At 44.7% G+C, this 12440-nt stretch carries 9 protein-coding genes, 1 tRNA gene and 1 rRNA gene; 7 read left to right on the top strand and 4 right to left on the bottom strand.

The genetic code is table 11. The features are described from left to right. The first annotated feature begins 17 nt into the window (after positions 1–17). Positions 18–659 carry a DUF2959 domain-containing protein gene (locus tag ZX61_RS07820; protein WP_049844125.1) on the top strand — a complete coding sequence of 214 codons (642 nt, stop codon included), beginning with the start codon at positions 18–20 and terminating at the stop codon, positions 657–659. Positions 660–690: 31 nt separating this feature from the next. Here the strand turns inward: ZX61_RS07820 and ZX61_RS07815 are convergent, their stop codons facing one another. Both ZX61_RS07815 and typA read right to left on the bottom strand, forming a co-directional pair. Further along, on the bottom strand, positions 691–1233 hold the full coding sequence (locus tag ZX61_RS07815; RefSeq protein WP_049844124.1) for an AAA family ATPase: 543 nt from the start codon (positions 1231–1233) through the stop codon (positions 691–693). A gap of 75 nt (positions 1234–1308) precedes the next feature. Beyond that, positions 1309–3138, bottom strand: a complete 1830-nt coding sequence (typA, locus tag ZX61_RS07810) for a translational GTPase TypA (RefSeq protein ID WP_049844123.1) — start codon at positions 3136–3138, stop codon at positions 1309–1311. A gap of 491 nt (positions 3139–3629) precedes the next feature. On the opposite strand from typA, the gene glnA reads away from it, so the two are divergent. From glnA to ZX61_RS07780, 6 genes are all read left to right on the top strand, one after another. Continuing rightward, complete coding sequence (gene glnA / locus ZX61_RS07805) at positions 3630–5039, top strand: glutamate--ammonia ligase (protein ID WP_049844122.1); 1410 nt, start codon at positions 3630–3632, stop codon at positions 5037–5039. A gap of 129 nt (positions 5040–5168) precedes the next feature. After that, positions 5169–5723 carry a DUF4124 domain-containing protein gene (locus tag ZX61_RS07800; RefSeq protein ID WP_049844121.1) on the top strand — a complete coding sequence of 185 codons (555 nt, stop codon included), beginning with the start codon at positions 5169–5171 and terminating at the stop codon, positions 5721–5723. Between the two features lie 111 nt (positions 5724–5834). After that, positions 5835–6881 (top strand): nitrogen regulation protein NR(II), encoded by a 1047-nt coding sequence (glnL, locus tag ZX61_RS07795; protein ID WP_049844120.1) that lies wholly within the window; start codon positions 5835–5837, stop codon positions 6879–6881. Positions 6882–6915: 34 nt separating this feature from the next. Then, complete coding sequence (glnG, locus tag ZX61_RS07790; protein WP_049844119.1) at positions 6916–8319, top strand: nitrogen regulation protein NR(I); 1404 nt, start codon at positions 6916–6918, stop codon at positions 8317–8319. A 167-nt stretch (positions 8320–8486) separates the two neighbouring features. Beyond that, the gene (locus ZX61_RS07785) at positions 8487–11027 is read left to right on the top strand and encodes a bifunctional diguanylate cyclase/phosphodiesterase (protein WP_049844118.1); all 2541 of its coding nucleotides are present in this window, start codon (positions 8487–8489) and stop codon (positions 11025–11027) included. A gap of 164 nt (positions 11028–11191) precedes the next feature. Continuing rightward, a complete protein-coding gene (locus ZX61_RS07780) occupies positions 11192–11893 on the top strand; it encodes a substrate-binding periplasmic protein (protein ID WP_049844117.1) in 702 nt (233 codons plus the stop codon). Positions 11894–11953: 60 nt separating this feature from the next. On the opposite strand, the gene ZX61_RS07775 is transcribed toward ZX61_RS07780, so the two are convergent. Then, positions 11954–12044: transfer RNA gene (locus tag ZX61_RS07775), tRNA-Ser, on the bottom strand. A gap of 101 nt (positions 12045–12145) precedes the next feature. Continuing rightward, positions 12146–12261: ribosomal RNA gene (gene rrf / locus ZX61_RS07770) — 5S ribosomal RNA — on the bottom strand. Positions 12262–12440 lie beyond the last annotated feature (179 nt).

Raw genomic sequence — 12440 nt, 5'->3', positions numbered from 1 at the left:
AAGGAAAGGAAACCATCATGCCGTACTTACTTGCTATTGTATTGTCGATTTTTACCCTAACCGGGTGTCAATCAGCCTATTACTCTGCAATGGAACAAGTAGGCTACCATAAACGAGACATCATGGTGGATCGCGTTGAAGACGCCAAACAGTCACAACAAGACGCGCAACAAGAATTTACTAGCGCACTGGAAGCGCTTTCGGCATTGACCAACTTTGACGGTGGGGAACTAGAAACCGTCTACAACCAGATCAACGACAAGTACCAAGACAGTGAAAAAGCCGCGCAAGATGTCAGTGACCGCATTGCCGCTATTGAAGATGTCTCAGATGCACTATTTGCTGAGTGGCAAGATGAATTAAAGCTTTACACTAGCACCAAGCTTAAGCGTTCTAGTGAACAAAAACTTAAAGAGACCCAGCGCTCATACAGTACTATGTTGTCAGCGATGAAGCGCGCAGAAGACAAGATGGCCCCAGTACTCAATACACTGCGCGACAATACTCTTTATTTAAAACACAACCTCAATGCGAGCGCGATTGGCTCTCTACAGGGTGAGTTTGCAAGCTTGGAACAAGATATCCAATACGCAATACAAGATATGAATGCAGCGATTGCAGAGTCAGATAAGTTCCTACAAAAGCTAAGCCAGAAGTAACGCTTTAAAACCTCCTCCTAGTGAGGAGGTTTTAGCTTTCCACCTCAGCAACTAAGTCTGTTACTTGGCGAACAAAGCTGGCCCTTTCCATTGCCGTCCCCCACGGAATTTCGATCACTTGATAACCTAGCTCAGTGTAGGTATCGACAAGCGTTTGATGGATTTGAAGCGCTTCTTCAAAACTATGCGGACGCACCTCATCTTGAACATAAATCGAGGCTTCAGGTCGGCAAGTAAATACCTGACTATGGTACCCAACGCTTTGGGTCAGGAATTCCTGATCCACTTTACAACCGCCCACTTTAAGGTAGGCGACAATATCGGGAATCGCTCGATCCATAAATGCGACTTGTGATTGCTGCGCGGTAAGCTTTTGGTCACCCATAAACCTTAAGCATAAATAGGCAAATTCTGGCAAGTTTGTCCATGGCAGTATGCCATCAGGTTGCAGACTCTGTTGCTCAATTAGTGTGCGTGACCCTTCAGCAAAAGTCGCGTAGCCATATTGTGCTAACGCGGCAACTAAGGTTGTTTTACCCGCACCCGGACCGCCAGTAATTACGATTGGTTTCATTTTCCCCCCATAAAAGAAAAGCCCCGAGTTGGCGTCAACTCAGGGCTTTAAAGCTTAAATAACGACTAAGTGATATTACTTAGCGTTACGCGCTTCACGCTTACGATCGCTTTCCGTTAGGAACTTCTTACGAATACGGATGCTTTCAGGCGTTACTTCTACTAGTTCATCTTCATCAATAAACTCTAGAGCTTGCTCAAGAGTGTGCTTGATTGGCGGAGTAAGAACCTGAGCGTCATCAGTACCTGATGCGCGAACGTTAGTTAGCTGCTTACCTTTCAGTGCGTTTACTGTCAGGTCGTTGTCACGGCTGTGAATACCGATGATCATACCTTCGTAAACTTCTACACCGTGACCGATGAATAGACGACCACGTTCTTGAAGGTTAAACAGTGCATTAGTCAGAGCTTTACCTGCAGCGTTCGCAATTAGAACACCGTTGATACGTTGACCAATCTGACCACCTTTGTGAGGGCCGTAGTGATCAAACGTATGGTACAGAAGACCAGAACCAGACGTTAGCGTCATGAACTCAGTTTGGAAACCGATAAGACCACGAGAAGGCATATCGAAATCCATGCGAACACGGCCTTTACCATCTGGTGCCATATCCTTCAGCTCACCTTTACGTAGGCCGATGTTTTCCATGATGCCGCCTTGGTGCTCTTCAAGAACGTCAATCGTTACTGTTTCAAACGGTTCCATTAGCTGACCATCTTCTTCTTTGATGATTACTTCTGGACGAGATACAGCAAGCTCGAAGCCTTCACGACGCATGTTTTCGATCAGGATAGATAGGTGAAGCTCACCACGGCCTGATACGCGGAATTTGTCTGGATCGTCTGTTTGCTCCACACGTAGTGCTACGTTGTGAACCAATTCTTTTTCTAAACGCTCAAGGATGTTACGTGACGTTACGAACTTACCTTCTTTACCCGCGAACGGAGAAGTGTTTACTTGGAACGTCATGGTTACTGTTGGTTCATCAACAGACAGTGCTGGTAGCGCTTCAACTTGGTTCTGCGCACAGATAGTGTCAGAGATTTTCAGCTCGCCAAGACCAGTGATAGCGATGATGTCACCCGCGTTCGCTTCAGCAACTTCGTGACGCTCAAGGCCTAGGTAGCCCATTACTGTGCCAACTTTACCATTACGAGTCTTACCATCAGCACCGATTACCGTTACTTGTTGGTTTGGTTTAACGCTACCACGAGTTACACGTGCAACACCGATAACACCAACGTAAGAGCTGTAGTCTAGCTGAGAAACTTGCATCTGTAGTGGACCATCTAGGTCAACCTGAGGTGCTTCAACTTCTTCAACGATAGTCTGGAATAGTGGTTCCATGTTCTCGCCAGCTTCACCTTCTTCAAGCGTTGCCCAACCGTTAAGTGCTGAAGCGTAAACCACTTTGAAGTCTAGCTGTTCGTCAGTAGCACCTAGGTTGTCGAATAGATCGAAGACTTGATCCATAACCCAGTCAGGACGAGCGCCAGGGCGGTCAATTTTGTTGATTACAACGATTGGCTTAAGACCGTGAGCAAAGGCTTTCTGCGTTACAAAACGCGTTTGTGGCATTGGGCCATCTACTGCGTCAACGATAAGTAGCACAGAGTCAACCATAGACATGATACGCTCTACTTCACCACCGAAGTCAGCGTGTCCCGGAGTGTCTACGATGTTGATGCGGTAATCATTCCAGTTAATTGCTGTGTTTTTAGCCAGAATGGTAATGCCACGCTCTTTCTCGATGTCGTTCGAGTCCATGACTCGCTCTTCAGCTTCACCGCGAGACTCTAAAGTACCTGATTGCTGTAGTAGTTTATCAACCAGTGTTGTTTTACCGTGGTCAACGTGCGCGATGATCGCGATATTTCTTAAATTATCAATCTGTGGAGTAGCCATGGATCTTGATTCACTTATAAAAGAAGCAACCCTCTTAAATCGAACATTTAATGAGCACTGCCTATTTGATTAAAAAAACGACCGTAATGTACCAGATTCTAGCGAAAAACCCAGAAATATGTGATCTGATTCGCTCCATTTCGTCGATTATTTTATTGATGAAACGCAAGCTCACTCCGAGTAAAGGTAAATCCCCATTGACATGAGGTCGAAAACTCGGCTGAATGAATGTCGATTTTGTCTTATCTTGGTGCAATGCAAAATAAACGCACCAATATAGTGCACAAATGGATCATTTTGGTGCGAGAACCTGCACCAAATTAACACCAAACCCGCTAATTCATTGAAATTAATGGACTAATTTTTTTGGCACGCTTTTGGCTTTATGAGAAGTAGCATCGATTAATACGATTGAAACGAAATTAATCAATGCTGGATTTCATCAACCGAATCGAGCTAAACCGCTTTAATAACACTGGAGGTTATCCAAGATGTCTGTAGAAAACGTTCTATCTCTGATCCAAGAAAACGAAGTTAAGTTTGTTGACCTACGCTTTACCGATACTAAAGGTAAAGAGCAGCACGTATCTATCCCTGCTCACCAAGTGGACGCAGACTTCTTCGAAGAAGGTAAAATGTTTGACGGTTCATCAGTTGCTGGCTGGAAAGGCATCAACGAATCAGACATGGTAATGATGCCTGACGCATCATCTGCTGTACTAGACCCGTTCACTGAAGATGCAACGCTAAACGTTCGTTGTGACATCCTAGAGCCTGCAACGATGCAAGGCTACGACCGTGACCCTCGCTCAATCGCAAAACGTGCTGAAGACTACCTACGCGCTACTGGAATTGCCGATACTGTGCTTGTTGGTCCTGAACCAGAATTCTTCCTATTTGACGATGTTAAATTCGCCACTGACATGTCTGGTTCTTTCTTCAAGATTGACGATATCGAAGCAGCTTGGAACACTGGTTCTGACATCGAAGGCGGTAATAAAGGCCACCGTCCAGGCGTTAAAGGTGGTTACTTCCCAGTCGCTCCTGTAGATTCTTCTCAAGATATCCGCTCTGCAATGTGTTTAATCCTAGAAGAGATGGGCCAAGTTGTAGAAGCACATCACCACGAAGTTGCAACTGCAGGCCAGAACGAAATTGCGACTCGCTTTAACACCCTGACTGCTAAAGCGGACGAAATTCAGGTTTACAAATATGTAGTTCACAACGTTGCACACGCATTTGGTAAAACAGCGACATTCATGCCTAAACCACTAGTTGGCGATAACGGCTCAGGTATGCACGTTCACCAATCTCTAGCGAAAGATGGCGTTAACCTATTCGCTGGCGACAAGTACGGCGGCCTATCTGAAATGGCGCTTTACTACATCGGTGGTATCATCAAGCACGCTAAAGCAATCAACGCATTTGCTAACGCATCAACTAACTCGTACAAGCGTCTTGTACCAGGCTTCGAAGCACCAGTTATGCTTGCTTACTCTGCACGTAACCGCAGCGCTTCTATCCGTATCCCAGTGGTACCAAGCCCGAAAGCACGTCGTATCGAGCTACGTTTCGGTGATCCATCTGCGAACCCTTACCTATGCTTTGCTGCAATGCTTATGGCTGGTCTTGACGGTATCAAGAACAAGATCCACCCAGGCGAAGCAATGGATAAAGACCTTTACGATCTACCAGCTGAAGAAGCAGCAGAGATCCCAACAGTGGCTTACTCACTAAAAGAAGCACTAGAATGCCTAGACGCTGACCGTGAGTTCCTAACTTCTGGCGGTGTATTCTCTGACGACTTTATCGATTCTTACATCGACCTTAAGTCTCAAGACGTAGAGAAAGTAAACATGACAACTCACCCACTAGAGTTCGAATTGTACTACTCTGTATAATCAACTGTAGTACGCGCTATCGCGTCGAGTTACATAAAACTAAGGCTCTCCTCGCAGGTGGGCCTTTTTCTTTTCAGTGGATAAATTTGTGCCTGCTAATATGACTTCGACAATACTAAAGGAGAGGTTATGCAGCGCTTTTATATCAGCATTGCAACTATGCTGTTGATAAGTTCAACCTGCTACACACAGACGATTTACACTTGGGTTGATGACAGTGGTGCACGCCACTTCAGTGACTCTAGAGCCGTAGAACACGCAACATCGATTGAGCTACCCAAGTTAGAACAATCTGCCTCTCCACATCAAGTCAGTGAACCGCTGGCTCAAGACAATAACCAAGATATACAGTATCAAACTGCAACACCCACACCTCTTGTAATCAACATAACCGACCCAGAACATGACTCTACACAACGCAGCAACAATGGTTCACTTGAACTCCATGCCAAGCTAAACCGCGAACTCAACGTTGGTGAACAACTCCAGCTAATCGTCAATGGCAGCAAATATGGAGTACCAACCACAACAGCCGAATGGCATTTAAAAAACCTTGATAGAGGTGCTCACTCCTTTCTTATTCAAGCATTTAGATACGGCAAGCTTATTGCATCATCTAAGTCTATTACGGTGCATTTGCTACGTGCGAGTATCAATTCAGTGAAACAAAGACCTAATTCCTAGGACTATCTCTCGTTTTCACTTTAGTTCTCCCAATCAATGCGCCATACTTGAATCATCAATCGCACCATTTTGGTGCATTGCACAATTCAAGTTCAAGGATGGGGCAAAACAGTGGATAACGAACTCAACGACATTATTCTCAACCACCAAGTGACGGCGATTTTAATCATGAACGAATCGCTGCAGGTCAAGTACGCCAACCCTGCAGCTGAGCAGTTATTTTCTCAAAGTTCCAAACGTATTGTTGATCATCCTCTATCACACTTGATCCAGCACGCCTCAATGGACCTTGCTTTACTCTCTCAACCACTACAAAGCGGCCAAAGCATTACTGATAGCGATGTCACATTTGTCGTTGATGGTAAACCTTTAATGCTCGAAGTGACCGTCAGCCCTATCTCGTGGAAAAGAGAATTAATGCTGCTAGTTGAAATGAGAAAAATCGGACAACAACGCCGCCTATCTCAAGAACTCAATCAACATGCGCAGCAGCAGGCAGCCAAACTTTTGGTGCGGGGCTTGGCCCATGAAATTAAAAATCCTCTGGGTGGGCTAAGAGGAGCAGCGCAACTCTTAGAACGAACCCTGCCTGACCCTAATCTCGCAGAGTACACCCAGATAATCATCGAGCAAGCAGACCGACTTCGTGCTTTAGTTGACCGATTGTTAGGGCCACAAAAGCCCGGAAAAAAACAACCCGAGAATTTACACCTAATCTTAGAAAAGGTTCGCCAACTGGTTGATCTTGAAGTCAATCAGAGTGTAACAATAGAAAGAGACTATGACCCGAGCCTGCCAGAAATCTTAATGGATGCCGATCAGATTGAACAAGCACTGCTCAACATAGTGAGTAATGCTGGGCATATCCTAAAGAGTCAATCTAACGGCCAAATCACCATTCGCACCAGAACAGTGCATCAGGCCAATATTCACGGTCAGAGATGCAAGTTAGCTGCACGAATAGAAATTATCGACAACGGGCCCGGCATCCCTTCTGACCTGCAAGATACTCTGTTTTATCCAATGGTGAGCGGTCGTGAAGGCGGCACTGGACTAGGGCTGTCAATCGCACAAAATCTGATCGACCAACATCAAGGCAAGATTGATGTCGAGAGTTGGCCAAGTAGAACAACATTTACGATTTATTTACCGATTTAAACAACATTAGTGGCATTGCTGTAAGGAAAACAATATGAGTAAAGGATATGTTTGGGTGGTCGATGACGACAGCTCCATTCGCTGGGTTATGGAGAAGACCCTATCATCAGCCAATATCAAGTGTGAAACCTTTGCCGATGCCGAGAGCGTGTTGATGGCACTAGAACGTGAAACACCCGATGTTCTCGTCTCGGATATACGGATGCCAGGCATTGATGGGATTGAGCTTCTTAAGCAAGTCAACGAACGTTCACCTGATCTGCCAGTGATCATCATGACCGCTCACTCAGATCTCGATGCCGCGGTAAATGCGTATCAAAAAGGCGCATTCGAGTATTTGCCTAAACCGTTTGATGTCGATGAAACCTTAACTCTAGTTGAACGAGCAATCACTCACAGCCAAGAACAAAAGCAAGATCAGGCTGCACTCACCGACGATGACTACACACCACCTGAGATCATCGGTGAAGCCCCTGCAATGCAAGAGGTATTTCGCGCCATCGGTCGTTTATCTCGCTCTTCCATATCAGTGCTTATCAATGGCGAATCAGGCACAGGTAAAGAGCTGGTTGCCCATGCCCTTCACCGCCACAGCCCACGAGCAAGCAAACCTTTTATCGCCCTTAATATGGCAGCGATTCCTAAAGATTTGATCGAGTCTGAACTGTTTGGTCATGAAAAGGGGGCGTTTACCGGAGCAAACAACATTCGCCAAGGCCGCTTTGAACAAGCCAATGGCGGCACCCTGTTTTTGGATGAGATCGGTGATATGCCACTCGATATTCAAACTCGCTTACTACGCGTCCTTGCTGATGGCCAGTTTTATCGCGTAGGTGGCCACTCTCCGATTAAAGTTGATGTTCGCATTGTGGCAGCAACGCACCAGAATCTCGAAAAGCTAGTACAGAAAGGTGACTTCCGCGAGGATTTATTCCACCGCCTTAATGTCATTCGTATCCAGATCCCGGCCCTTCGAGAGCGTAAGCAAGATATTGAAAAACTGACGCTGCACTTTTTGGCACTCGCAGCAGAAGAACTCGGTGTCGATGTGAAAACACTTCATTCAGCCACCGTCGACACACTTAACCGTTTAGATTGGCCGGGAAATGTGCGCCAACTTGAAAATATCTGTCGTTGGCTCACCGTAATGGCGAGTGGTACAGAAGTCTTACCAGCCGATCTGCCAACAGAACTCCTTGAAGAGAAAGTACTCTGCAATGCTTCAACTTCAGGCTCTTGGCAACAACAGCTTGCAACTTGGGCAAAGAGTTCGTTGTCACAAGGCGACACCGAATTACTCTCTTATGCACTTCCTGAATTTGAACGTATACTTTTGGAAGCAGCGTTGGAACACACCAACGGGCACAAACAAGATGCAGCAAAAGTTTTAGGTTGGGGACGAAATACACTGACACGTAAGCTCAAGGAGCTCTATTAACACTGGAACAAGCGTCACAACTTGATTTGAATTGAGGTGATTTAGCCAGCACAGGTTAACTCATTAGCTTGAATAGTAAGGATAAATCACCTACTTTTTACTCAATACACTCGCTCGCATTGAACACAATAGAAATTTCAGAGTACTGTATCAACAGAAGAAATCGGATGTCAGCGACCACTCAGATAACTCTTAGAACCGCCGTAGTACTGCCTTTTGTGATGATTTTTATCATCACTATCGGTGTGATCGTTACAGTTCAAAAAAACAGTTATGAAGAGATGGTAGTCGATATTAGTGATAAGCAACTTACCGCTCTGACCGATAACGTAAACCTCGAATTACACAGTTTTTTGGATGAACCTTTTCAGGCAAGCTTATCCTTAAGTCACTCAATCGGCTTCAATCAGATTTATACTCCCGGTGACACCACTGATATTGAGCAGTATTTCCTAACTGCGTTTCGCAACTTATACAACAACTTCCCTCAACTTGATGTCATCGGTTTTGGTGGTGAAAACGCAGAGTACATTGGCTTTCGTAAAGAACCAAATAAGGGCTATACCCTTATGGTGCAAGATGATCGTACACAAGGGAAGCTGGTTATCTATCGTGGTCAAGTAATCAGTGAAGATATTCGCTCAGTGTTTGAAGGATACGACCCAAGAGTGCGACCATGGTATGCGCCTGTGGCGAAATCTTTAACGCCTATGTGGTCATCCATCTACGCCAATGCGGATGAGAGACAAGAAATCACCCTTTCAGCATTAACACCCGTTTTCTATGACCAAGTATTTCAAGGTGTTGTCGTCACTGACGTAAAAATAGATACCTTTAATACCTTTCTTAAAGACCAACAACAGAAAACCAATGCAATTATCTATATTGTCGATGAAAAGAAACGCTTAGTCGCTCTTTCAACAGGTGGGCGTATCGTCTCTTGGGGGACACCTGAGAGCGAGAAGGGGGAACGACTATTAGCAACGGAATACGCAAATCCAATAGTGAAAACTAACGCCGACTATTTCACTTCACACAATTTTCATCGACAAAGCGAAACACAAAGATACTCTCTCGATATTGAAGGAGAGCGTTACTTTAACCACTTCACACCATACACCGATGAGTATGGATTACAGTGGTATATTGGTGTTGCCGTTTCAGAGAGTCACTTACTCGGAAAGCTACCCGAGAGCCAACGCAACAGTTGGATTATTGGTGTTATCGCCAGCTTTATAGGCATCGGACTGGGATTAGTTGCTTTTAACCGCATTGTTGCCCCAATAACCTCAACAGCCGCCGCAGCTAAAAGGTTAGCAAAAGGCGATTGGGACAGTCATATGCCACAGCCAGGCAGCATCTATGAAACAACCATGCTGGTCTATGCCTTCAACGAAATGGCAAATAACCTTAAAGCGTCATTCCGAGCCCTACACTCTCAACTGCTCTATGACTCGCTCACTAAGCTATACAGCCGTGAAGGGTTGATTGACACCTGTGACAAGATACCCTCACTGACAGGCTCGCTGATGCTGGTTGGTATCAACAAATTTAGAGATATAAACGACAGCCTAGGACACTATCAAGGTGACCAACTACTGATTACCATTTCAAAACGTCTCAAGTCAGTGTTCACTGGTGAATATTACTTAGCGCGAATAGGGGGAGATGAATTCGCCATTTATTTACCCCAGCAACAAGGTGAGGAAAGCACGTCACAAATCGCAAACCGAGTATTAAAAGCTTTTGCTTCTCCGTTTGTTATGGATAAGGAAAGTGTTGTTGTTAGTGTTTCTATCGGTATTGTTGAGCAGAGCCCAGAGCAGAATATGACCCTGTGGCTGCGGAATGGTAGCATTGCACTTAGCAACGCCAAGCAAGACATCCATGGAGTCAGCCACTACCGACCTGAGATGGCAGATATTTCTCGTAAGCGAACGTTAATGCAAGTCAAAATTAAAGACGCACTCGAACACAATGAGTTTGTCCCTTTTTATCAACCACTTGTCGATCTAAAAACTGGGGAAGTCGTCGGCGCAGAAGCACTTGCCCGTTGGCTATCCCCTTCAGCAGGATTGGTTTCTCCGATGGACTTCATTCCTATTGCCGAAGAAAGTGGTCAAATCGGCGCTATCGGAGAACAAATTCTCTTGCAGGCGTGCAACGATGCAGTTCAGGGGATGAAAGAAGGCAAATGGGATTCTTCATTCCATATGCATGTAAACCTATCCGTTAATCAGCTTTCGCAACCAGACTTCATCTCTACCTTACAAAAAGTGCTTACTCAATCGACCTTAAATGCCAATAACCTAACACTAGAAATCACTGAATCACGCATTGTGGATAATGATCCAGTGATCATCCAAAATATGCAAGCTATCCGTGACCTTGGGGTTCACATCGCTATTGACGATTTTGGTACTGGATACAGCTCTCTTGCATATTTGCATAAGCTGCCGTTTGACTGTCTTAAGATCGATCGCACTTTCGTTAACAACCTTGACTCTAAAGACCTAGATACTTCGATCGTTGCCGCTATCGTTAATATGACTAAAGGGATGAAAGTCTCACTTATCGCTGAGGGCATTGAAACGGATGAACAGGCTAAAATGCTGTCGATACTCAATTGTCCATTAGGTCAGGGCTTCCTATACAGCAGACCAGTCCCATACCAAGAGTGGCCAACAAATCTGTTCAACATCAAGTAATCACTACCAATGATGATTGATTTATAGGTAAATATACTAAGCTGACTACTCACTTTCCGCTAGTTTCTCTATTTTGATAATAATATCTATTGAACCAGTCACACTTTATCCCTCAGCTTCCTCCTAAGATGAATAGATTACTCACATAACGATGGAAACTGATCGTGGCAAAATATTTCTGGGCTTTGCTCTCTGTCATCATATCTTGCCACGCCTACGCATTGAAGCCTCTAAATGGTGCTCAAGATGAGTGGCCGCCCTATTTTAATTCTCCCTCTCAACCTATTGGTTATGCTCATCAAATTGTAAAAGACACTTTATGCCTTGCCGGTTACAACTTACAAACTCAGTTCATGCCGTGGAACAGAGCATATAAATCTACATTAGAAGCAAAAACAGATATCTTGCTAGGAGTTTGGAAAACTCCGGAAAGAGAACAGGATTTATTGTTTAGTCATCCTTACTACATTAACCAAATTAAACTGATAAGTCCGAGTTCAGCCCCGATTAAGTACCAAGGTACACATACTCTCAGTAAGATTAGGTTAGGTTTAGTCTCTGGTTACGCTTATGGCAAAGCGTTGAAATCCAAAGTAGGGCTCAATATTCTTGCCGCTAAAGATGTTCAAGAAAATATCCTTTATTTACTTAAACATAGAGTCGATGCCATCTTAATGGATGAAATCGTATTCTCTTGGAACCTACAATCGATGGGCGTTGACGTGAAAGACTTTTATGTTTCGGATCTAACGGTAAAAAGGGTCCCATTACATATTGCAGTAAGCAGAGAGCACCCTTTGGCTGAAGCGATTATCTCACACTTTAATTCAGCCTTAAGAAACAGCTCGGTATGCGAAAACAAGTGAGCGTAAATATAAGAGAGCAAGAACGAAAAAACCCCAGCATTTCTGCTGGGGTTTAAATAGTGGCGGAGAGATAGGGATTTGAACCCTAGATACGCTATTAACGTATGCCGGTTTTCAAGACCGGTGCTTTCAACCACTCAGCCATCTCTCCACAAATTGTTCCTAAAACTTAGTCTTACTTAATAACGCTATGTTTTAGTTTTGCTTTCAGACTTTCTCTGAATAAGAGATAAATCTGAAAACATAAAGTAAGCCTGGCGATGTCCTACTCTCACATGGGGAAACCCCACACTACCATCGGCGCTAATTCGTTTCACTTCTGAGTTCGGCATGGAATCAGGTGGGTCCAAATCGCTATGGTCGCCAAGCAAATTCTTAATTCGGAAAGCTGTTTTCTCTTATATTAAGAGCGTGTTCTCTACACATTCAATCTGTTCTTGCTTTGAGTCCATCAAAACCCTTTGGGTGTTGTATGGTTAAGCCTCACGGGCAATTAGTACAGGTTAGCTCAACGCCTCACAACGCTTACACACCCTGCCTATCAACG

The sequence above is a fragment of the Vibrio sp. VPAP30 genome (genome assembly GCF_001188205.1).
GTDB lineage: Bacteria > Pseudomonadota > Gammaproteobacteria > Enterobacterales > Vibrionaceae > Vibrio > Vibrio bivalvicida.
This window is presented reverse-complemented; position numbering and strand designations above follow the sequence as displayed.